Annotated in this window: 25 protein-coding genes; 13 read left to right on the top strand and 12 right to left on the bottom strand. The window is 72.1% G+C overall.

Features of this window, described 5'->3' with window-relative positions:
• Positions 1-2: 2 nt before the first annotated feature.
• Positions 3-716 carry a TIGR00266 family protein gene (locus F8A92_RS13485; protein ID WP_153505688.1) on the top strand — a complete coding sequence of 238 codons (714 nt, stop codon included), beginning with the start codon at positions 3-5 and terminating at the stop codon, positions 714-716.
• A 43-nt stretch (positions 717-759) separates the two neighbouring features.
• Positions 760-2,454, top strand: coding sequence for an AMP-binding protein (locus F8A92_RS13480; RefSeq protein ID WP_153505687.1), 1,695 nt, complete (start codon positions 760-762; stop codon positions 2,452-2,454).
• A 15-nt stretch (positions 2,455-2,469) separates the two neighbouring features.
• Here F8A92_RS13480 and F8A92_RS13475 read toward each other — a convergent pair whose 3' ends face one another.
• The gene (locus tag F8A92_RS13475; protein WP_153505686.1) at positions 2,470-2,961 is read right to left on the bottom strand and encodes a general stress protein; all 492 of its coding nucleotides are present in this window, start codon (positions 2,959-2,961) and stop codon (positions 2,470-2,472) included.
• Positions 2,962-3,073: 112 nt separating this feature from the next.
• Between F8A92_RS13475 and F8A92_RS13470 the strand changes: the two genes are divergently transcribed.
• From F8A92_RS13470 to F8A92_RS13455, 4 genes are all read left to right on the top strand, one after another.
• Entirely contained in the window at positions 3,074-4,222 is a 1,149-nt protein-coding gene (locus F8A92_RS13470; protein ID WP_194291488.1) for an FUSC family protein, read from the top strand.
• Positions 4,223-4,317: 95 nt separating this feature from the next.
• Positions 4,318-5,514: an L-2-hydroxyglutarate oxidase gene (gene lhgO, locus F8A92_RS13465; protein ID WP_153505684.1), complete on the top strand. Its 1,197-nt coding sequence runs from the start codon at positions 4,318-4,320 to the stop codon at positions 5,512-5,514.
• Positions 5,515-5,537: 23 nt separating this feature from the next.
• Positions 5,538-6,191 carry a TVP38/TMEM64 family protein gene (locus F8A92_RS13460; RefSeq protein ID WP_153505683.1) on the top strand — a complete coding sequence of 218 codons (654 nt, stop codon included), beginning with the start codon at positions 5,538-5,540 and terminating at the stop codon, positions 6,189-6,191.
• On the top strand, positions 6,184-7,155 hold the full coding sequence (locus F8A92_RS13455) for a threo-3-hydroxy-L-aspartate ammonia-lyase (RefSeq protein WP_153505682.1): 972 nt from the start codon (positions 6,184-6,186) through the stop codon (positions 7,153-7,155). Before F8A92_RS13460 ends, F8A92_RS13455 begins: the two co-directional genes overlap by 8 nt.
• Before the next feature lie 17 nt (positions 7,156-7,172).
• On the opposite strand, the gene F8A92_RS13450 is transcribed toward F8A92_RS13455, so the two are convergent.
• The 4 genes from F8A92_RS13450 to aroA all read right to left on the bottom strand — a co-directional run bounded on the left by F8A92_RS13450 (position 7,173) and on the right by aroA (position 11,039).
• Positions 7,173-7,796, bottom strand: a complete 624-nt coding sequence (locus tag F8A92_RS13450; RefSeq protein WP_153505681.1) for an alpha-ketoglutarate-dependent dioxygenase AlkB — start codon at positions 7,794-7,796, stop codon at positions 7,173-7,175.
• 70 nt (positions 7,797-7,866) lie between these two features.
• A complete protein-coding gene (hisN, locus tag F8A92_RS13445) occupies positions 7,867-8,697 on the bottom strand; it encodes a histidinol-phosphatase (protein ID WP_153505680.1) in 831 nt (276 codons plus the stop codon).
• 9 nt (positions 8,698-8,706) lie between these two features.
• Positions 8,707-9,720: a ribosome small subunit-dependent GTPase A gene (gene rsgA / locus F8A92_RS13440; protein WP_228389448.1), complete on the bottom strand. Its 1,014-nt coding sequence runs from the start codon at positions 9,718-9,720 to the stop codon at positions 8,707-8,709.
• 8 nt (positions 9,721-9,728) lie between these two features.
• Entirely contained in the window at positions 9,729-11,039 is a 1,311-nt protein-coding gene (aroA, locus tag F8A92_RS13435; RefSeq protein WP_153505679.1) for a 3-phosphoshikimate 1-carboxyvinyltransferase, read from the bottom strand.
• A gap of 31 nt (positions 11,040-11,070) precedes the next feature.
• On the opposite strand from aroA, the gene F8A92_RS13430 reads away from it, so the two are divergent.
• From F8A92_RS13430 to F8A92_RS13415, 4 genes are all read left to right on the top strand, one after another.
• Positions 11,071-11,832, top strand: a complete 762-nt coding sequence (locus tag F8A92_RS13430) for an SOS response-associated peptidase (RefSeq protein ID WP_153505678.1) — start codon at positions 11,071-11,073, stop codon at positions 11,830-11,832.
• A 142-nt stretch (positions 11,833-11,974) separates the two neighbouring features.
• A complete protein-coding gene (locus F8A92_RS13425) occupies positions 11,975-12,682 on the top strand; it encodes a sigma-70 family RNA polymerase sigma factor (RefSeq protein WP_153505677.1) in 708 nt (235 codons plus the stop codon).
• Complete coding sequence (gene rsrA / locus F8A92_RS13420) at positions 12,679-13,044, top strand: mycothiol system anti-sigma-R factor (protein WP_153505676.1); 366 nt, start codon at positions 12,679-12,681, stop codon at positions 13,042-13,044. The genes F8A92_RS13425 and rsrA overlap by 4 nt, the downstream gene beginning before the upstream one ends.
• Entirely contained in the window at positions 13,041-14,048 is a 1,008-nt protein-coding gene (locus F8A92_RS13415; protein WP_194291487.1) for an LLM class flavin-dependent oxidoreductase, read from the top strand. The genes rsrA and F8A92_RS13415 overlap by 4 nt, the downstream gene beginning before the upstream one ends.
• Positions 14,049-14,074: 26 nt before the next feature.
• Here the strand turns inward: F8A92_RS13415 and F8A92_RS13410 are convergent, their stop codons facing one another.
• Both F8A92_RS13410 and F8A92_RS19390 read right to left on the bottom strand, forming a co-directional pair.
• Complete coding sequence (locus tag F8A92_RS13410; protein ID WP_153505674.1) at positions 14,075-14,740, bottom strand: MOSC domain-containing protein; 666 nt, start codon at positions 14,738-14,740, stop codon at positions 14,075-14,077.
• Positions 14,741-14,821: 81 nt separating this feature from the next.
• Positions 14,822-14,896: a 50S ribosomal protein bL37 gene (locus F8A92_RS19390; protein WP_407643698.1), complete on the bottom strand. Its 75-nt coding sequence runs from the start codon at positions 14,894-14,896 to the stop codon at positions 14,822-14,824.
• A gap of 94 nt (positions 14,897-14,990) precedes the next feature.
• Here F8A92_RS19390 and F8A92_RS13405 point away from each other — a divergent pair, with 94 nt between their 5' ends.
• Both F8A92_RS13405 and F8A92_RS13400 read left to right on the top strand, forming a co-directional pair.
• Positions 14,991-15,206: a biotin/lipoyl-binding carrier protein gene (locus tag F8A92_RS13405; protein ID WP_153505673.1), complete on the top strand. Its 216-nt coding sequence runs from the start codon at positions 14,991-14,993 to the stop codon at positions 15,204-15,206.
• A gap of 3 nt (positions 15,207-15,209) precedes the next feature.
• Positions 15,210-16,634 carry a sensor histidine kinase gene (locus tag F8A92_RS13400; RefSeq protein ID WP_153505672.1) on the top strand — a complete coding sequence of 475 codons (1,425 nt, stop codon included), beginning with the start codon at positions 15,210-15,212 and terminating at the stop codon, positions 16,632-16,634.
• A gap of 63 nt (positions 16,635-16,697) precedes the next feature.
• Here the strand turns inward: F8A92_RS13400 and F8A92_RS13395 are convergent, their stop codons facing one another.
• Together F8A92_RS13395 and F8A92_RS13390 are read right to left on the bottom strand one after the other, a co-directional pair.
• Complete coding sequence (locus tag F8A92_RS13395; protein ID WP_153505671.1) at positions 16,698-16,946, bottom strand: WhiB family transcriptional regulator; 249 nt, start codon at positions 16,944-16,946, stop codon at positions 16,698-16,700.
• Between the two features lie 229 nt (positions 16,947-17,175).
• On the bottom strand, positions 17,176-18,099 hold the full coding sequence (locus tag F8A92_RS13390; protein ID WP_153505670.1) for a diacylglycerol/lipid kinase family protein: 924 nt from the start codon (positions 18,097-18,099) through the stop codon (positions 17,176-17,178).
• 35 nt (positions 18,100-18,134) lie between these two features.
• Here F8A92_RS13390 and F8A92_RS13385 point away from each other — a divergent pair, with 35 nt between their 5' ends.
• Positions 18,135-18,587, top strand: a complete 453-nt coding sequence (locus F8A92_RS13385) for a hypothetical protein (RefSeq protein ID WP_153505669.1) — start codon at positions 18,135-18,137, stop codon at positions 18,585-18,587.
• Here the strand turns inward: F8A92_RS13385 and F8A92_RS13380 are convergent.
• The 3 genes from F8A92_RS13380 to F8A92_RS13370 are packed head-to-tail and all read right to left on the bottom strand — an operon-like array spanning position 18,569 to position 20,873.
• Complete coding sequence (locus F8A92_RS13380; RefSeq protein WP_153505668.1) at positions 18,569-19,564, bottom strand: CDP-alcohol phosphatidyltransferase family protein; 996 nt, start codon at positions 19,562-19,564, stop codon at positions 18,569-18,571. The genes F8A92_RS13385 and F8A92_RS13380 overlap by 19 nt on opposite strands.
• The gene (locus tag F8A92_RS13375; protein WP_153505667.1) at positions 19,564-20,235 is read right to left on the bottom strand and encodes a phosphatidylserine decarboxylase; all 672 of its coding nucleotides are present in this window, start codon (positions 20,233-20,235) and stop codon (positions 19,564-19,566) included. The genes F8A92_RS13380 and F8A92_RS13375 overlap by 1 nt, the downstream gene beginning before the upstream one ends.
• Positions 20,236-20,258: 23 nt before the next feature.
• On the bottom strand, positions 20,259-20,873 hold the full coding sequence (locus tag F8A92_RS13370) for a histidine phosphatase family protein (protein ID WP_228389447.1): 615 nt from the start codon (positions 20,871-20,873) through the stop codon (positions 20,259-20,261).
• Positions 20,874-21,055 lie beyond the last annotated feature (182 nt).

Raw genomic sequence — 21,055 nt, 5'->3', positions numbered from 1 at the left:
TCATGCAGGTACAGCTTCGGCACAACCCGTCGTTCGCGATGGCGCGCCTCCACCTCCAGCCGGGCGAGCCGGTGCGCGTGGAGAGCGGCGCGATGGCGATGCACAGCCCCGGCGTGCAGATCCAGGCCCAGTCGACCGGCGGGATCATGCAGGGTCTCAAGCGCTCGCTGCTGGCCGGCGAGTCGTTCTTCGTCACCACCTACACGGCGCCGCCGCAGGGCGGCTGGGTCGACATCGCCGGCGTGCTGCCCGGCGACATGATCGTGCTGGACCTGCAGCCGGACCGGCCGTTCTACATCGCCCGCGGCAACTGGATGGCCAACTCCTACGGCACCGAGGTGGACACCAAGTGGGGCGGCCGTGCCTCGCTGTTCGGCGGCGAGGGCGGCTTCGGCCTGCAGGCGCACGGGCAGGGGCAGGTGGTGCTGAGCGTGTACGGCGCGATCGACGTGGTCGACCTGCAGCCCGGTGAGCAGGTCGTGATCGACACCGGTCACGTGGTGGCCTACGACCTCGGCATGCAGTTCCGGATGCGCCGGGCGGTCGAGGGCCGCACCATCCAGTCCATGAAGTCCGGCGAGGGCTTCGTGTTCGACTTCGCCGGTCCCGGACGGGTCTACACGCAGAGCCGCAACCCCTCCGCGTTCGCCCAGTGGGCGGCCTCGATGATGCCCAGCGGCAACGCGCAGGGCGGCCTCGGGGGCGTCTTCCGGTAGGCGTTATGGTGTGGCTCACACGACTCGTCGACGGGGGAGAGCCATGTCCGAAGCCACCGACATCTACCGCACCGCGCGCGACCGCATCCTCGACTGGCGGGGCCGCTACAGCGAGGCGGTCCGCGAGTTCACCTGGCCGGACGTCGGGCCGGTGTTCAACTGGGCGGTCGACTGGTTCGACGCCATCGCGCGCGGGAACGACCGGCCCGCGCTGATCCTGGTCGAGGAGGACGGCACCCGCGCGTCGTACTCGTTCGCCGAGATCGCGCACCGCTCCGACCAGGTGGCGGCATGGCTGCGCGAGCGCGGCGTCGCCAGAGGCGACTCGGTCATCCTCATGCTGGGCAACCAGGTCGAGCTGTGGGACGCGATGCTGGCGGTGATGAAGCTCGGTGCGGTGATCATGCCGACGACGTCCGCCGTGGGCACCGACGACCTGATCGACCGGATGCAGCGCGGCCGGGCCAAGCACGTGATCTGCAACGCCGCCGACGTCGACAAGCTCGCCGGCGTGCCGGGGGACTACACGCGCATCGCGGTCGGCGACGTCCACGGCTGGGAGCGGTTCCACGACGCGTACGACATCGCCGACCCGACGGTCGAGCACCCGCAGACGGCCAGCGACAGCCGGTTGCTGCTGTACTTCACCAGCGGGACGACGAGCCGCCCGAAGCTCGTCGAGCACACCCAGGTCTCCTACCCCGTCGGCCACCTGAGCACGCTGTACTGGCTCGGCCTGCAGCCCGGCGACGTCCACCTCAACATCTCCTCGCCCGGCTGGGGCAAGCACGCGTGGTCGTGCTTCTTCGCCCCGTGGATCGCCGAGGCGACGATCTTCGTGTACAACTACGCGCGCTTCGACGCGGCCGCGCTGATGGAGCAGATCGAGAAGGAGCGGGTCACCACCTTCTGCGCGCCGCCCACGGTCTGGCGGATGCTGATCAACGCCGACCTCAGCGGCGGTCCGTGGCAGCTGCGCGAGTGCATCGGCGCGGGCGAGCCGCTGAACCCCGAGGTCATCGAGCAGGTCCAGCAGACCTGGGGGATCACGCTGCGCGACGGCTACGGGCAGACCGAGACGACGGCCAGCATCGGCAACGTGCCGGGCGCCGTGGTCAAGCCGGGCTCGATGGGACAGGTGCTGCCCGGCGTCCCGGTGGTGCTGGTGGACCCGGTCACCAATCAGCGCACCGAGGGCGAGGGCGAGATCTGCATCGACCTGATGAAGCACCCGCTGTCGCTGATGACCGGCTACCAGGACGACCCCGAGCGCAACGCCAAGGCGATGGAGGGCGGCTTCTACCACTCCGGCGACGTCGCCAGCATCGACGACGACGGCTACATCACCTTCATCGGCCGTACCGACGACGTCTTCAAGGCCAGCGACTACAAGGTGAGCCCGTTCGAGCTGGAGTCGGTGCTCATCGAGCACCCGGCGGTCGCCGAGGCCGCGGTCGTGCCGGCCCCCGACGAGGTGCGTCTCGCGGTGCCGAAGGCCTACATCGCGTTGTCGCCGGGGCACTCCGCCGACGCCGAGACCGCCCGGTCGATCCTCAAGCACGCGCGCGAGCGGCTCGCGGCGTACCAGCGGGTGCGTCGGATCGAGTTCTACGAGCTGCCCAAGACCATCTCCGGGAAGATCCGGCGGGTCGAGCTTCGTCAGCGCGAGACCGAGATCGCCGGCAGCAAGCCGGCGACGGAGTGGCGCGACGAGGACTTTCCCGACATCAAGTCCTGACGTCGGCCCGCCGCGCTACTGGCCGGCGATCATCCGCAGCCGGCCGGCGATGTTCTGCGCGGCCTCCGCGTGCTCGCGGTCGACCTCCACCTCGTAGGTGTCGGCCTCCAGGCGCTGCGCGCTGGCGAAGTCGCGCCGGCCGCGGGTCGCGGCGTGCGAGATCGCGCCGAGGACGGCGCCCCAGATCACGCCGAGGACGACGCCGAGGAGTACCGGCTGCCACCACGTGCCGCCCGCGAACAGGCTCAGCAGCAGGCCGAACAGCAGGCCCAGCCACGCGCCGCTCGCCGCGCCCATGCCGGCGGCGCGTCCGGTGGTCATCCGGGTGAGGACCTGCTCCACGCTGTGCAGGCCGCGCCCGATGATGCGCACGTGCTGCACCGCGAAGCCTTCGTCGGAGAGCAGATCGACCAGGCGCTGGGCCTCGGAGTACTGCGCGTAGGTTGCCACCACGGTGGACGGCGGCCGCTGCGGATAGGCGCTGGGGTTGCCTCCGGTCAGGGACATGCGGTTCTCCTTGCTCGTGACGTCGTGCTCCTACGATGGCAGACATCCCGTTGGGCCGGCGAAAGCGCCCGGGCAGGCACCGTGCGCGACGGTCATCGCCCAGAATGAACGGGTGGACCCCTCCAAGCATGCGGCGCAGTTCATCCGTGACCTGACGCACGACCTGTCGACCGACCTCGCGCCGCGGGCCGCCGAGGCCTCGAAGCGCTCGGCGAGGACCCGGGTGCACCGCCTCCGCTCGCGGGTGTACTTCATCCTGCAGTGCTCGGTGTCCGCGGGTGTCTCGTGGTGGGTCGCCCAGCACCTGTGGAACCACAAGATGCCCTACCTCGCCCCGGTCGCCGCGATCGTGTGCCTCGGGCTCACCTTCGGCCAGCGCTGGCGACGCGTGCTCGAGGTGACCGTCGGCGTCGCCACCGGCGTGTTCATCGGGAGCGCGTTCGCGCACTACTTCGGCAGCGGGCCGTGGCAGATCATCGTGGTGGCCGCGGCCGGCATGGTGCTCGCCTCGCTGCTGGGCGGCGGGGCGTTGATCTCCACCCAGGCCGCCGTGCAGGGCACCATCGTCGTCACGCTCGTCGGGCACGCCGAGACCGGCTTCGACCGGTGGCTCGACGCGCTGGTCGGCGCGGTCATCGCGCTGATCGCCGCCACCATCACGCCGGCGTCCCCGATCGACGCGCCGCGCGACATCGCGCGGCGCATCGCCCGCTCCATGGCGGACGTGCTGCGCGCGGCGGTCGTGGCGCACCGCGACGGCGACCTCGACGCGGCGGCGCAGGCGTTGTACGCCGCGCGCGAGTCTGAGGCCGACCTCGCGTCGTTCGCGACCGCCACGAACGAGGGAATGGCGGTCGTGCGGCACTCGCCGCTGCGCCGGCGGCGGCGCGGGTCGGTCGAGGAGATCGCCGCCATCGCGGCGCCCATCGACCGGGCCGTGCGCAACATCCGGGTGCTGGTCCGGCGCATCTCGACCGCGATCTGGCGGCACGATCCGGTCAGCGACGAGGTGCTCGCGACGGTCGAGGACCTCGCCGAGGTCATCGACCGGATGGCCGAGCTGGACGAGGACGAGCGGCTCTCGGAATGGCGGGCCCGGCTGGCCGAGCTCGGCGACCGCACGAGCGCCCTGCACATGTCGTCGCTGTCCTCGGCGGTGCTCATCGCGCAGCTGCGCTCGATCATCGTGGACCTGCTGGAGGTGACCGGACTGACGTACGAGCAGGCCCGCGACCGCCTCACCGCCTACGAGGACGAGTAGCCGGGGCGACGTGGCGGGGACCGGTCCCGGCGAAGGCGGTGCGCGACGGCGAATAGGATGGCCTTTCGGCTGCGCGGACGCGGAGGAGAGAGCTAGTGACCAAGTACGTCGTCATCGGTGCCGGCATCATCGGGCTCGCCACCGCGCGGGCGATCGGCGCCGCCGATCCCTCGGTCGAGGTCCTGGTGCTGGAGAAGGAGAACCGGGTCGCCGCGCACCAGACCGGCCGCAACTCCGGCGTGATCCACTCCGGGCTGTACTACGCGCCCGGCTCGAAGAAGGCGTTGATGTGCCGCGCCGGGGCGGAGTCCATGGCCCGCTTCGCCGAGGAGCACGGGATCGCGATGCAGCGCACCGGCAAGCTGGTCGTCGCGACCAGCGACGCCCAGCTCCCCGCCCTGGAGAAGCTGCTCGCCCGCGGCCTCGAGAACGGCATACCGGTCCGGCGGATCTCCCCGGAGGAGGCCCGTGAGCACGAGCCGCACGTGCGGACCGTCGGCGCGCTGCACGTCGCCTCGACGGCGATCGTCGACTACCGGGGCGTCTGCGAGAAGCTGGCCGAGCAGATCGAGCAGCGCGGTGGCGAGGTGCGCTTCGACAGCGAGGTCACCGGCATCCACCACCGCGGCGACCAGACGATCCTGCAGACGCCCTCCGGCCCGGTGACCGCCGACGTCGTCGTCTCCTGCGCCGGTCTGTACGCCGACCGCGTCGCCGGCTTCGACCTGGCGGAGGAGAAGCTGCCCTACCGGGTGGTGCCGTTCCGCGGCGAGTACTACGAACTGGCGCCGGAGAGCGAGTACCTGGTGAAGGGGCTCATCTACCCCGTGCCGGATCCGGAGCTGCCGTTCCTCGGCGTCCACCTGACCCGGATGGCGCGCGGCGGCGTGCACGCCGGGCCGAACGCGGTGCTGGCGATGGCGCGCGAGGGCTACGACTGGAAGACGATCAACCCCGCCGAGCTGGCGCAGTCGCTGTCCTTCCCGGGCTTCTGGAAGATGGCGCGCAAGAACCTGCGCATCGGCGCGATGGAGGTGCGACGCTCGATGTCCCGCGCCCGCTTCGCCGCGTCCCTCGCCGAGCTCGTCCCGGCGCTGCGCGAGAGCGACATCGTGCCGTCGGCCGCCGGCGTCCGCGCCCAGCTGCTGACCCGCGACGGCCAGATCTACGACGACTTCCTCATCGAGCGCCGCGGCCGCAACGTGCACGTGCTGAACGCGCCGTCGCCGGCCGCCACCGCGGCGCTGGAGATCGGCGCCCACATCGCCTCCGAAGCGCTCGCTCGGGCGTGAGCCTGCGCGAGCGCAGGCGATCCGTGCCCCGCGGATCCTGGCTCCGGCTGCTCGGCTTCGTCGCGGTCTTCGGGATCGCGGGCGTCGCCGTGCTCCTCGTCGGCGTGCCGGACGTCGATGCGGCACGCCGGTGGGTCGCCTCGCTGGGCGCCGTCGCGCCGGCGGCCTTCGTCGTGGGCTTCGCCGCGCTGACCGTCACGCCGTTCCCGAAGAGCGTGCTGGCCGTGGTCGGCGGTGCGCTGTGGGGGATGGCGGTCGGCCTGATCGTCTGCATGGCGGCCGTCGTGCTCGGCGCCACCTTCTCGTTCCTCCTCGGGCGCCGGTTCATCGGCGACTCGGTACGCACCCTCGTCGGTCCGCACATGCGGGAGGTCGACGGGGCGGTGAGGCGCAGCTTCCTCGCTGTGCTGGCGATCCGGGTCATGCCCGTGCTGCCGTTCACACTGCTGAACTACGCCTTCGGCGTCACCGCGATCCGGTATCCGGTGTTCGCTCTCGCGACGGCGATAGGCTCGACGCCGGGCACCGCGGCGTATGTCGCGGTGGGCGCGCTCGGCTTCGACGTGACCTCCTGGCAGTTCTGGGTGGCGTTGTCGGCGATCGCGACGGTGAGCCTGGCCGGCGTGCTGGTCACGGCGCGTCGCCGGCGGACGAGACCGAGGAGTGAGCATGCCTGAGCCGGCCATCGGCTTCGAGGACGTCGTGGCCGCCGCGGACCGGATCGCCGGCGCGGCGGTGCGTACGCCGGTCCTGACCTCGCCGCGTCTCGACGACGAGCTCGGCGCGCGGGTCTACTTCAAGTGCGAGAACCTGCAGCTGGTCGGGGCGTTCAAGTTCCGCGGCGCCTACAACGCCATCGCGCGGCTGAGCCCGCAGCAACGCAGCCGCGGAGTCGTCGCGTACTCCTCCGGCAACCACGCCCAGGCGATCGCGCTCGCCGCGACGATGCAGGGCGCCCGCTCGACCATCGTCATGCCCACCGACGCCCCGCGGCTCAAGCGGGCCGCGACCGAGCGGTACGGCGCCACCGTGGTCGAATACGACCGGTACGCCGAGGACCGGATCGCCGTCGCACAACGGATCGCGGACGAGCAGGGCGCCACCGTCATTCCGCCGTACGACCACGCCGACGTGATGGCGGGGCAGGGGACGGCGGCGAAGGAGCTGCTCGAGCAGACCGGGCCGCTGGACGTCGTGGTCGCGCCGCTGGGCGGCGGCGGCCTGCTGTCGGGAACCGCCGTGGCGACGCGGGCGCTGGCCCCGGACGCCGCCGTGTACGGCGTGGAGCCGGCCGCCGGCGACGACGGACGCCGCAGCCTCGCCGCGGGGCGCATCGTCACCATCGACACGCCGCGCACCATCGCGGACGGCGCGCAGACCCAGTTCCTGGGCGCGCTGACGTTCCCCGTGCTGCGCGCCTTGGTCGCGGATGTCGTGACGGTGCCCGACGAGTCGCTGGTGCAGACGATGCGGTGGTTCTTCGAGAACCTGAAGCTGGTCGTCGAGCCGACCGGCTGCCTCGCCGCCGCGGCGGTGCGTGACGGCCTGATCGACGTCCGCGGCAAGCGGGTCGGGGTGATCGTCTCCGGCGGCAACGCCGACCCCGCGGCGTTCGCCGGGTACCTGACGGGCGGGGCGTAGCGACGGGCCGGAGCCGCTCAGCGCACCCCGCGGGTGCGGTACTGGACGGAGATGCGCGGACCCAGGCTGCCGCTCGCCTTGGGGATCGCGTGGTCCCACGTGCGTTGGGCGCTCCCGCCCATCACCACCAGGTCGCCGTGCCCGAGGCTGAAGCGGTGGCGGGTGGCTCCGCCGTCCCGCTCGCGCAGCGCGAGGGTGCGGGCGGTGCCCAGCGACAGGATGGCGACCATCGTGTCGCGGCTGCTCGCCCGCCCCTCGCGGTCGCCGTGCCACGCGACCGAGTCGCGCGCGTCGCGGTACAGGCACATGCCGGCGGTCACGAACGCCTCGCCGAGCTCGTCGCGGTAGTGCGCGCTGAGCGCGTCGCGGGCCTGGACGAGCGCCGCGTGCGGCAGCGGCTCGTGCTCGCCGTAGAAGCGGGTGAGACGGGGGACCTCGACGACCCGGTCGTACATGGTGCGCTTGTCGGCGCGCCAGTCGACGCCGCCGAGCAGCTCCTCGAACAGCGCCGTCGTGCCGGTCGCCCAGCCCGGCAGGTGGTCGACCCAGGCGCCGTGCGCCAAGGTCGTGCGGCGCAGCCCGTCGAGCGCGCCGAAGGCGAGTCGGTCGTCCAGGTCGAGCAGCGATCCCTGCAGCATCATCCCTCGACGCTAGCACGGCTTCGAACAGATGTGCTATCGACTCCGCGGGCGACCCGGTGGGGTCGCCCGCTCAGAGGTACGGATGTGTCTCGCGCACGGGCTGGGTCGGCGCGGGGGCCGGCGCCAGCGCCTCGAGCACCCGCTCGTGCAGCGCGCCGTTGGTCGCCACCGCGCAGCGCTCGGCCATCGGGTCACCGCCGCGGACGCCGGTGAAGCGGCCCCCGGCCTCGGTGACGATCGGGATCAGCGCGGCGAGGTCCCAGGGCTCGAGGTCGGGCTCGGCCGCGATGTCGACGGCGCCCTCCGCGAGCAGCATGTACGACCAGAAGTCCCCGTACGCGCGCGAGCGCCAGCAGCTGACCGTCAGCCGCAGGAACTGCTCGAACTGCCCGCGGTCGGCCCACCCGTTGAGGCTGGAGTACGACAGGCTGGCGTCCTCGAGCGCGTCGACCTTCGAGACCGAGATGCGCTTGCCCTGCGACAGGCTGCGCCCGGTCCAGGCGCCGTTGCCCTTCGAGGCCCACCAGCGTCGCTGCAGCGCCGGCGCCGACACGACGCTCGCGACCACCTGGTCGCCGTCCATCAGGCCGATCAGGGTGGCCCACACGGGCACGCCGCGCACGAAGTTCTTGGTCCCGTCGATGGGGTCGATCACCCACTTGCGGGACGAGTGCCCGGTCTCGCCGCCCTCCTCGCCCAGCACGGCGTCGCGGCTGCGGTGCCGCCCCAGCAGCGCGCGCACCAGGTCCTCCGCGCCGCGGTCGACGTCCGTCACCGGCGTCAGGTCGGGCTTGGACTCGACGGTGAAGTCCATCGAACGGAACTTCGCCATCGTCAGCGCATCGACCTGGTCGGCGATGACATGCGCCAGACGCACGTCCTCTGAGTACTCGGCAGTCATCGGGACACCCTATCCAGCGTCGTCGTGGTCGTCGGACTGGCCGCGGCGCGACGCCAGCAGCCGCCGGAGGCTGGCCAGCCGCTCCGGCGTGCTGTTGCCCTCGGCCACCCAGGCGTCGAGCGCGCAGTCCGGGTCGTCGGCCAGGTGCTGGCAGCCGCTGGGGCAGTGCTCGGCGCCCTCGACCAGGTCCGGGAAGGCCGCGACGACCATGTCGGGCTCGACGTGGCCGAGGCCGAGGGAACGCACCCCCGGGGTGTCGATCACGAAGCCGCCGCCCGCGAGGGGCAGCGCGACGGCGGAGGACGACGTGTGCCGTCCCTTGCCGGTCAGGCCCGCGACGTCGCCGGTGGCTCGGCCGGCCTGCGGGACGAGGGCGTTGACCAGCGTCGACTTGCCGACGCCGCTGTGCCCGAAGAGCACCGACACGCTGCCGGCGAGGGCGTCGGCGATCGCGTCCACGGGCTCGTCGCGGCGCCACTGCAGGACGGGTGCGCCGAGCTCGCGGTACTGCGCCGCGAACGGCTCGGGATCGGCCAGGTCGGTCTTGGTCATCAGCAGCACGGGGGTGAGGTCGCCCGCGTACGCCGCGACGAGCGCGCGGTCGACGAACCCGGTGCGTGGCTCGGGGCTCGCTGCCGCGCACACGATCACCAGGTGCTCGGCGTTCGCGACGATCACCCGCTCGAAGGAGTCCAGGTCGTCGGCCGACCGCCGCAGCACGCTGACCCGGTCGTTGATGCCGACGATGCGGGCCAGGCTTCCCTCCGCGCCAGTGGTGTCGCCGACGACGCGCACCGAGTCGCCGACGACGATCGACTTGCGGCCGAGCTCCTTCGCCCGCATGGCGAGGATCGGGCGCTCGTCCGCGGTGCCCAGACCGATCAGGCAGCTGTAGCGGCCGCGATCGACGCCGATGACCATCGCCTGCTCGGCATCGGCGTGCTTGGGGCGGTTCTTCGTGCGGGGGCGAGAGCCGCGCCGGCTCGGACGGATCCGGGCGTCGCTCTCGTCGTAGTCCGACAACCGCCTGCTCAGCGCGCCGTCTCCGATACCTCGGGCGCGGCGGCGGCGTCGCCGACCACCAGCGTGCTCCACATCGCGGCGAAGGCCGGCATCGCCTTCGCCGTCGTCGCCACGTCGTCGATGGTCACGCCCTCGACCAGGAGACCGGCGACGGCGGCCGCGTGCACCATGCGGTGATCGGCGTACGCCACCAGATCGGCGGCATGCAAAGGATGTGGCGTGATCGTCAGACCGTCGGGGGTCCTCTCGACGTCGGCGCCGAGCTTGCTGAGCTCGATGCTCAGCGCGCGCAGCCGATCGGTCTCGTGGCCCCGGATGTACGCCACGCCGCGGATGCGGCTCGGGCCGTCGGCCGCGAGGCACATCGCAGCGATCACCGGGGTCATGTCGCCGATGTCCGCGAGGTCGACGTCGATGCCGCGGCGCTCGCCGCCGGTGACGACGATGCCCCGCTCGTCGAAGGCGGTGCGCGCGCCGAACTCCTCGAGCACCTCCAGCAGCCGGCGGATCGGCTGCGCGGTGCCGACCGGCCAGTGCGGCACGGCCACCGTGCCGCCGGTGGCCGCGGCCGCGCACAGGAACGGCGCGGAGTTGCTGGCGTCCGGCTCGATGGTGACGTCGCGCGCGGCGATCCGTCCGGGCGGCACCTGCCACGAGCCGTCCGCGAGCTCGGCGGCGTCGACCCCGCGCTGGCGGAGGGAGGCGAGAGTCATCCGCACGTGCCCGCGATTGGGCAGCTCGCCGACGGCACCGAGCGTCAGTCCCTCGTCGAAGCGGGGCGCCGACAGCAGCAGCCCGGAGACGAACTGCGACGAACCGGAGGCGTCGATGCGCGCCGTCCCGCCGCGCAGCCGCCCGAAGCCGGCGACCGCGAACGGCAGGAATCCGCGGCCGTCGTCGTCGACGGTCGCGCCGGCCTGGCGCAGGCCGTCCAGGAGCGGAGCCATCGGCCGCGTGCGGGCGTGCGGATCTCCGTCGAACGTCGTCCGGCCGCTGCGTAGCGCGGCCAACGGCGGCACGAATCGCATCACGGTGCCGGAGAGCCCGCAGTCGACGGCGGCCGGCCCGTCCGCCTGCTGCGGCGTGACGACCCAGGTGTCCGACGAGGTGTCGACCTCGCTGCCGAGGGCCCGCAGCGCGTCGGCCATCAGCAGCGAGTCGCGGCTGCGCAGCGCGTTGGCGATGCGGGACGGTCCGTCGGCCGAGGCGGACAGCACCAGCTCGCGCGCCATCAGCGACTTCGAGCCGGCCACCGCAACCGTGCCGGAGACCGGGCCGCCGCCCGCGGGCAGCGCCCAGGGGATCGGCGCAGACGTCATGCGGCCAGTGTTCCAGACGTAGGCTGGCGGCATGTGCGGACGGTATACGTCGAAGAAGAACCCGGTCGAGATCGCCGAGGAGTTCGAGGCGACCAACCGAATCGCGGCCGAGCGCAACCCGGACTTCAACGTCGCGCCGACGCGCATGGTACCGGTGGTGCGGGCCGAAAAGCCGCGCGAGGACCCCGACGGTCCGCCCGCGGCGGCCTCCGGCGACGACGGGGCGCCGCGCGAGACGGCGGCCACCGGCCGGGAGCTCGTCGAGATGAAGTGGGGGCTCGTGCCGTTCTGGGCGAAGGACCCCAAGACCGGCGGCCGGATGTTCAACGCCCGGGTGGAGAGCGTCGCCGGCAAGCCCGCCTTCCGGCGGGCGCTGAAGAAGCGCCGGTGCATCGTGCCCGCCGACGGGTACTACGAGTGGAAGAAGCTCGACGACGGCACGAAGCAGCCGTACTACATGACCGCCCAGGACGGCTCGTCGTTGGCGTTCGCCGGGCTCTGGGAGCTGTGGGGCGAGGGCGACGATCGGCTGACCACCTTCACGATCATCACCACGGCGGCCGCCGGGCACCTCGAGGAGATCCACGACCGGATGCCGTTCCTGCTGCCGAGCGCGGCGTGGACGCGCTGGCTGGACCCGGCGCAGGAGGACGTGGCCGACCTGCTGGAGCACCCCGACCTGGCGCGCGCCGAGGCGCTGGAGCTGCGGCCGGTCGGCGCGGAAGTGGGCAAGGTCGCCAACAACGGCCCGGACCTCATCCGGCGGATCGAGCCGGACGCCGTCCTCTTCTGACCGGCCGGCGGGGGCGGCTGCACCGGGAATACCCGCCGTGGAGCGGGGCGTTGCACACCTCGTGACTGCCTGCACCCTGGAACGCCCCCGCGTATTGTCGACCGTGCACCCGGCACCGGCCCGACAAGCGGAGAAGGACTACATGAGCGAAGAGGATCCTACGAAGGATCTCGACCCGACCGAGAGCGCCGAGCTCGCGGTCGCCGCCGGCCAGGACGCCACGGACGATCCGCATCCCGACGCCGACGTCGACGTCGACGCGGAGACGCCCGAGGAGCGCGCCGCCCGGTTCGAGGCGGGCGCCATGCCGCTGCTGGACCAGCTGTACGCCGGCGCGCTGCGCATGACCCGCAACTCCGCGGACGCCGAGGACCTCGTGCAGGAGACCTACGCGAAGGCGTTCTCGTCCTTCCACCAGTTCCGGCCCGGCACCAACCTGCGGGCCTGGATGTACCGGATCCTGACCAACCAGTTCATCAACAACTACCGCAAGCAGCAACGCCGCCCGCAGGAGTCCTCCAGCGAGGGCATCGAGGACTGGCAGCTGTATGCCGCGGAGCAGCACACCTCGACCGGCCTGCGCTCGGCCGAGATGGAGGCCCTCGACGCGTTGCCCGACAGCGACATCAAGGACGCGCTCGCCGCGCTCCCCGAGGAGTTCCGCCTGGCGGTCTACCTCGCCGACGTCGAGGGCTTCCCGTACAAGGAGATCGCCGAGATGATGGGCACCCCCATCGGCACGGTGATGTCCCGGCTGCACCGTGGCCGCAAGCAGCTGCAGGTCCTGCTGGCCGACTACGCCCGCGAGCGCGGCATCCTGCCGGCGGAGAAAGAGACGGTCAAGCGATGAGTGCGGAGTTCGACGTCTGCCCGTGCGGCGGGGACCATGAGCTCGCCTGCGGCCGGTTCCTGATCGACACCTACCGGCTCGAGGACGAGAGCTGCGACGAGGCCCATCGCCGGGCGCTGGCTCAGCACGCCGAGGAATGCGAGCCGTGCCGCAGCGAGTACAGCCTCGAGCGCAACGTGAAGTCGCTGGTGCAGCGCTGCTGCGGCGTCGAGGTGGCGCCCGAGCGGCTGCGCACCGGCGTCCAGGCGCGCATCCGCGCGCTCACCGTGCAGATGAGCGAGACGGTCATCTCCGACGGCGTCAACGTGATCCGGGCCCGCCAGACCATCGTCCGCCTGCAGCGCCCCGACGCGCAGCCGTGAGCCTCCCCGTCGGGATCCTCGACTTCGTCGCGATCAGCGGCGACGCGACCGCTGGCCAGACGGTGGCCGACACCGTCGAGGTCGCGCAGACCGCCGACCGGCTGGGCTACCACCGGTACTGGGTCCCCGAGCACCACAACCACCTCGGCCTCGCCTTCACCTCCCAGGAGGTGCTGATCACCCGCCTGCTGGCGGCGACCGAGCGCATCCGGGTCGGCGCGGCCGGCATCATGCTGCCGAACTGGGCCCCGCTGAAGGTCGCCGAGGTGTTCCGCACGTTGGAGACCATCTTCCCCGGACGCGCCGACCTCGGCCTCGGACGCGCGCCCGGCACCGACGGCCTCACGGCGCACGCGCTGCGCAACGGGCAGACGCACGAGGACTTCCCGCAGCAGTGTGCGCAGCTGCTCGCGTTCCTCTACGACTCGTTCCCCGCGGACCATCCGTACTCGCGGGTGGTCGCCGCGCCGATTCCCGATCAGCAGCCGGAGATCTTCATGCTCGGCTCGAGCGACTACGGCCCGACGTTCGCCGCGGTCAACGGCCTGATCGCCGTGTTCGCCCACCACATGAGCCCGCAGTACGCCGCTCCGCTGCTGCGGCAGTACCGCGAGCGGTTCGAGCCCTCGCCGTACCTCGACCGCCCGCACGCGATCGTCTCGACCCTGGCGTTCGCCACCGACGAGCCGGACCTCGCGGACGCCGCGCTCGCGACCTGGATGCTGTTCAAGGACAAGCTGCAGGCGGGGGAGCGCGGGCCGCGCGCGAGCCTGGACGAGGCGCTCGAGTACACCCGCTCGGAGGAGTTCGCCTCGCGCAAGCCCTCCAACGAGAAGCTGGTCTTCGCCGGCCGCCCGGACGACGTGGCCGAGCGGCTGCAGGCGCTGGTCGACGAGTGCGCGGCCGACGAGCTCGTGCTGATCAGCCCGCTCGGCGCGCAGCAGCCGCGGCTGCGCTCGTTCGAGGCGCTCGCCGGCGCCCTGGGCCTCGCGCCGCGCGGCTAGCCCCTCGCCCCTGGCCGACCGGTGGTTCAGGTCCCGCGCGTGGCCAGCTGCTGCGTGAAACGCGCCCGGCTCTCGTCGTCGAGGTCGTCGTGCGCCAGCGCCGATCGCATCTCGGCGACGTCGCCCATCCAGGCCGTCAGCAGTGAGGCGATCAGCAGACCCGAGCCGGAGCGCCGCACGCTGATCGAGTCCCCTGCAGCGATCGCGCCGGGCGCGACGACCGCCAGATAGGTCCCGGCCCGGCCGCGTTCGGCGAACCGCCTGACCCACGCTCGTTCACCCATCCGGTTCGCGAAGGTCCGGCACGGCACGCGCGGTGCGCTCACCCGCAGCACGGCGCCGCCCACCGTCCAGACGTCGCCGTACTCGGCGGCGTCGACGTCGAGCCCGGTGGTGGTGATGTTCTCGCCGAACATTCCGTCGGGCAGGTCACGACCGAGCTCGCGCGACCAGTGATCGAGCTCCTCGCGGGCCATGGCGTACACGGCCTGCGCACTGCCGCCGTGGTGCCGTCCGCTGCCGATGAAGTCGCCCCGGACGCCGGAGACACCGGCACCGCCGGGCCCGCGCCGTTTCGGGCCGGGGTCGGCCACCTCGATCACCGAGGTGGGGAGCTTGTTGATGCCGGTCGGGGCGGCCTTCCCGTTGTTCGGGGCAGGGGATCCGACATTGACCGAGAGCACTGAGGACATGCCTCGACCCTAGAACGCGAAGAGCCCGAGACTCGCTGGTCTCGGGCTCTTACGTATCTCGCGGCACGTGCCGCGCGGTGGCTACGCGTTGGGGCGCTTGCCGTGGTTCGCGCCGTTCTTCTTGCGGCTGCGACGCTTGCGGCCTCGCTTGCTCATGTGTACTCCGATCGTTGCAGGACGAGCAATTCTCGCACATCACGGCCCTGGGTAGAGTGTGAGGTGTCGAGTCGAACACGAAGTGAGGAAGTTGATGACCGAAGAGGTCCGTGCAGAGATGGTTGCCAGTGTGTTCAAGGTTCTGGTGGCCCCGGGTGACTCGGTCACCGAAGGCGACGAGCTCGTGACCCTCGAGTCGATGAAGATGGAGATCCCGGTGATCGCCGAGGTCTCCGGCACGGTGCGCGAGGTGTCCGTCGCCGAGGGCGACGTGATCCAGGGAGGCGACCTGATCGCCACCATCGAGTAGCCGATGTCCGCGCTCGACGTCCTGCTCGCCACGCACACCTCGCTCGGCCAGGAGGACGCGGAGCATCTGCAGGCACTGGTCGGCGAGTGGCAGCTGCTGGCCGACCTCTCGTTCGCCGACCTGCTGCTGTGGGTGCGCACCAAGCAGGGCAAGTTCCTGTGCGTAGCGCAGGTGCGTCCGACCACCGGCCCCACCGCGTACCAGCGCGACCTGATCGAGGCCGGCGCGGACGCCGACTACAGCGCCACTCTGGACGACCCGGACTCCCCGGACCGGTTCCGGGTGCGCCGCACGCCCGACGGACCGGTGATCGCGGTCATCACCCGCCGCCGCCAGCTGCCCATCCCGGCCGCGCCGTCCGCCCTGGAGATCGCCTACACCGAGGCGGCCACGTCGCTGCTGGGGATGGTCGAGCACGCCACCTTCCCGCCGAGCGAGGCGGCCACCGAGATGATCACCGGGCCCCGGGCCGGCGACGGCCTGGTGCTGATGCACGAGGACGGGCGGGTGCGCTACGCCAGCCCCAACGCGATCTCGGCGTACCGCCGGATGGGCTGGAACAACGACCTGGCGGACGTCGATCTCGCGCAGGTGACGCGCAGCGTCGTGCACGACCGGTTCCATGCCGACGACCTCGTCGCCCGGATGACCAGCGCGCTCGAGGGTCGCAGCCCGCTGCGGCTGGAGGTCGACGCCGGCGGCGGCACGGTGCTGTTCCGCGCGCTGCCGCTGGAGCACCGGCATGGGGACGCCGGTGCGCTGATCCTGCTGCGCGACGTGACCGACGTCCGCCGCCGCGACCGCCAGCTGCTGAGCAAGGACGCGACGATCCGCGAGATCCATCACCGGGTCAAGAACAACCTGCAGACCGTCGCCGCGCTGCTGCGGCTGCAGGCCCGCCGAGTCGACGTCCCGGCCGTGCGCTCGGCGCTGACGGAGTCCGTGCGCCGGGTCAGCTCCATCGCGCTGGTGCACGAGACGCTGTCGATGTCGCTGGACGAGCGGGTCGACTTCGACGGCATCGTGGACCGGCTGATCCCCATGGTGGCCGAGGTCGCCGCGCCCGAGTCCACGGTGCAGATCGTGCGGGTGGACAACTTCGGGGTGCTGCCCGCCGACGTGGCGACGCCCCTGGTGCTGGTGGTCGTGGAGATCCTGCAGAACGCCGTCGAGCACGCGTTCGCGCCGCACGAGCAGGGGACCGTGACCGTCGAGGCGCACCGCCGCCCGGGAACGCTGCAGGTGCGCATCACCGACGACGGCAGCGGCCTGCCGGACGGCTTCGACCTGCGCGCGTCCGACCGGCTCGGCCTGCAGATCGTGCAGACCCTGGTGGAGAGTGAGCTTGAGGGCACCATCAGCGTCAGCAGCGCCGGCGCCGGCCGCGGCACGATCGCCGTCCTGGAGGTGCCGCTGACCCGCCGGTGAGACGACGAAGGCTCCGAGACCGGGTGGTCTCGGAGCCTTCGATGCAGGTCTGGTGGGTCTTCGCTACGCCGATCGGGCGGTGCGGGCCTGGCGGCGCTTGAGGGCCCGGCGCTCGTCCTCGCTGAGGCCGCCCCACACCCCGGAATCCTGGCCGGAGGTCAGCGCCCACGACAGGCACTGCTCGGTGACGGGGCAACGGCGGCACACGCTCTTGGCGTCCTCTATCTGCCTCAGTGCCGGCCCGGTGTTTCCGATCGGAAAGAACAGCTCCGGATCCTCGTCGCGGCAAATAGCGCGGTGACGCCAATCCATATTCACTCCTTGTGCTGCGGCTATGAGTGCACCGTCGTGCCCCGAGCCGGAAAAGGAGGGGGCGGTGTCTCAACCAAATTGCGTACGCACTATTCTGGCCCGGCGCCGCGCCATGTGCCAGTCGTTACGCTCATATTTCGGGGGTGTGGCGCTGTGAGATAAAACCTTGCGGGTCACGCTTGACACGTTTATCACCGCTAAACAATGCGCCCCGGCGACGTCTGCCCGCTCAGCAGATGACGCGTAGCGCGTGCGGCACGCTCTGGATGCGCACGCGGTCGAGCTCTCCCGCGAAGTCACCGTCGACCTGCACCGGAAGCGGGTCGGGACTGCTGATCACGAGCTCCTGCAGGTCGTGCTCGATCGTGACCTTCCGCCCGTGCGGGTGCGGCTTCTTGCGGGTCACCTGCCATAGCAGCCGGGCCACCGACGCCGCGCCGACCTTGCGCAGCGCGAACAGATCCAGCCCCGTCTCGTAGGACGCCTCGGGGGTCAGCTGCACGGCGGTGTCCTTGTAATAGGTCCACGGCGTGGTGTTCGTGACGATCGCGAGGAACGCGTCCTCCACCGGCGGCCGCCCGGGCAGGGCGACCTGCATCCGGGTGCGGTGCCGGTGCTCGCCGACGTAGAAATCGCGGATGGCGGTGCCGGCGTACATGAACGGGCTCGCCTTGCGGCCGTTGCCGCGACGCAGCTCCACACCGTGCACCACCGCGGCGTCGAAGCCCACGCCCGCGGTGAAGACGAACCAGCGCCCCTCGAGCCGGCCTAGCCCGATCGTGCGGCCGCTGCCGGACGCGAGCGCCTCCAGCAGCTGGCCGGTCGCGTCGACCAGGTCGTTCGACAGCCCCAGCGTGCGGCAAAAGACGTTCGCCGAGCCACCCGGCAGCGCGGCGAGCGCCGGCAGGCCGTCGCGGGGGCCGTCGGCGAGCAGGCCGTTGACGATCTCGTTGACCGTCCCGTCACCACCGAGCGCGATGACCAGGTCGTAGCCGTGCGTCGCGGCGCGGGTGCCGAGCTCGATCGCGTGGCCGCGATGGTCGGTGTGCGCCACCTCCACCTGCGCCCGCGCGGACAGCGCGCCGATGATCACGTCGCGCACGCGCGGGGTCGTCGCGGTCGCCTTGGGGTTGGTGACGAGGAGAGCGCGCATGGGGCCCAAGCCTAGCGGTGGGTACCCTTGCTCCCGTGCCGACAGACCCCGCAGATCGCCCTAATGAGACGAACCAGACCCCGCGTCCGTACACCTACGCGGCGGGCACCCACCGCAGCACGCAGCTCATGCTGGCCGCGGTCCTGGTGCTCGCCGAGGGGCTGGTCGCGCTGGGCTACGCCGTCGCCTGGGGATACCTCTCGCTCGCGGGAAAGCCGACCGACGAGACCGCCTCGCTGATGGGCGCGGTGTTCGTGGCGCTGGGCGGCTTGCTGCTCGTGCGGATGTCGGTCGCCCTGTGGAAGGTCGAGGTGTGGCCGCGGGTACCGACGATCGTCCTGCAGCTGATCCTGGTGCCGGTGGGCTGGTCGCTCGCGTTCACCCTCGGCAACGTGGCCGTGGGCCTGCCGGTGCTCGTGGTCGCCATCGCGCTGCTGGTGCTGCTGTTCTCGCGGCCGGTGCGGGAGGGCTACGGCCGCGACGTGTGAGGCGCGTTGGGGTGGTCGCCGAACAGCTCGGCCGACTGCGCCTCCTCGTCGTCCTCGTACTCGTCGGGGTCCACCTCGTCGGGCTCCTCCGGGAACAGCACCGACGGCAGCTTGTAGCGCGGCGGCGCGACGGCACCCGGCCCGAGCAGCCTGCGGCGGACGGGGGCGGTGATCCAGCCCAGCGGGCAGACGAGCACGTAGCCGTAGGCCACGATGGCGCCGGTCACGGCCGGCACGGTCGCGAAGCCGACCGCCAGCAGCACCAGCGCGCCGATCGACACGTAGACGCCGTTTCCCTTCGGCGAGACCAGCATCCGGAAGGACATGAAGCGGTACGACGAGACCATCAGCGCGGCCGCGATCCCGCCGGAGAGGATCGGGATGAGGATCGACCAGCCGTCGAACGGCGGCTCGAACAGGAAGACCGAGGCCAGGACGACGCCCGCGGCGCCGGGGCTGGCCAGCCCGATGAAGTAGCGCTTGTCGGCCAGGGGGTCGATGGTGACGTTGAACCGCGCGAGCCGGAACGCTGCGCAGGCGAGCCAGAACATCGGCAGCACCCACGCGAGCGGGCCTGAGGCGCCGAAGCCCCACGTGTGCAGCAACACCGCGGGGCCGAGGCCGAAGGAGATGAGGTCGGCCAGCGAGTCGAACTGCAGACCGAACGGGGTGATCGCGCCGACCGCGCGGGCCACGGCTCCGTCGGAGATGTCCAGGGCGACCGCGACGCCGATCAGCACCGCCGCGAAGTGGTAGCGGCCCTGGAACGACAGCAGCACCGAGCCGAAGCCGCACAGGATGTTCGCGAGGGTGAACAGGCTCGGCAGCATGGCGCGCCACCGGGCGCCCCCGTGCAGCCGGGATGGCGCGACGACCCGGGCGCCGGTCTGCGAGATGAGGCGGAACCCGCGGCGTCCGCGCTGGAGGGCTCCCCGGACCCGGCCGGTGCCCGGTTCAGGTGGCTGGCGGTGGACCATCAGCGCGCGACGCTCCCGCTCTGCGGCCAGCGGGCCAGCGTGGACTCGCCGGCGATGACCCGGTCGCCCTCGCTGACCAACAGCGGCACGCTCGCCGGGACGAAGACGTCCATGCGGGAGCCGAACTTCATCAGCCCGATCCGCTGGCCCGTGGCGATTCGGTCGCCCGGCGCGACGCGGGTGACCACCCGGCGGGCCAGCAGGCCCACGATCTGTCGGAACACGACGACGCGGTGCTCTCCGTCCACGTCGCGCTCGACGACGAGCTCGGTGCACTCGTTCTCGGTGGCGCTCTCGTTCTTGAACGCGGCCAGGAAGCGGCCGGGCCGGTGCGCGACCTTGGTCACGGTCCCGCCGTACGGCGTGCGGTTGATGTGCACGTCGAGCAGCGACAGGAAGATGCTCACCTGGTTCCAGTCGCCCTCGGGGGCGATCCCGGCCTGCCCGGGGCCGGCGTGCATCACGCGGCCGTCGGCCGGAGCCAGCACGATGCTCGCGTCGACCTCGTGCCCGAGGTCGGGGAACCGCTGCGGGTCGCGGAAGAAGGCGGTCACGCCGGCGGTCAGCGCCGCGAGGCCGAGGGCCAGCCGCCGCTTCCCGGCGAGCGCGGCGACCACGGTCGGCGCGGCGGCGAGGGCGGTGAACGGTGCGGCGTCCTTGTCGATCTTCACCGCTCCACCCTATCGCCGTGCGCTCAGGTGGGTTGGTTCCACCGTCGCAGCACGCGCTGGCCGCGGTCCTCGGTGAGCACGCCGAAGGAGCCGGCGTCGAGGGAGAACATCCGGCCGTCGGCCGGGGCCAGCCCCAGCCAGGTAGCCAGCAGCACCCGCGAGAAGTGCCCGTGGGAGAACACCGCGACGCAGCGCCGGTCGTGCAGGTCCGGCAGCACCTTCTCGATGACGTGCCCGGCGCGCGCCGCGACGTCCGTGATGAGCTCACCGCCGTCCGGGGTGCCGGTCCAGATCGTCCAGTCCGGGCGCTCGACCTGCACGTCGCGGCGGGTGCGGCCCTCGTACCGGCCGTAGTTCCACTCGACGAGGTCGTCGTCGACCTCGTAGCGGGTGAAGCCGGCCAGCTCCGCGGTCCGTCGCGCGCGGGTCCGGGGGCTCGACAGCACGCGTACCGGTCCGAACGCCTCGAGGAGCGGGCCGAGGCGACGCGCCTGCCGCTCGCCCTCGGGCAGCAGCGGGAGGTCGGTGTAGCTGGTGTGCTGGCCGCTGCGCGACCACTCGGTCTGGCCGTGCCGGACGACGAGCAACGAGCCGATCTCGTCGGGGACCGGTGCCGGCTGCGGGGCGGGGGTGCTCATGGGGGTGCAGCGTACTGAACGCCGGCGGCGGCTCGCCTACCATCGCTGCTGTGGACGACGGTGCTGATCGGTTCTGGGAGGCGTGGTGGCCGCGCGCGCGGGCGACCGGGCGGTTCGAGGCGATCGCCCCCGCCGCGCCCGGCCGGCGGCCTGGCGTGCTGGGGCGGCGGCCCGGCGTGCTG

It is taken from the genome of Cumulibacter manganitolerans, from assembly GCF_009602465.1.
Classification (GTDB): domain Bacteria; phylum Actinomycetota; class Actinomycetes; order Mycobacteriales; family Antricoccaceae; genus Cumulibacter; species Cumulibacter manganitolerans.
The sequence above is the reverse complement of the archived record's forward strand: the minus strand, read 5'-3'. Positions and strand labels throughout refer to the sequence as shown.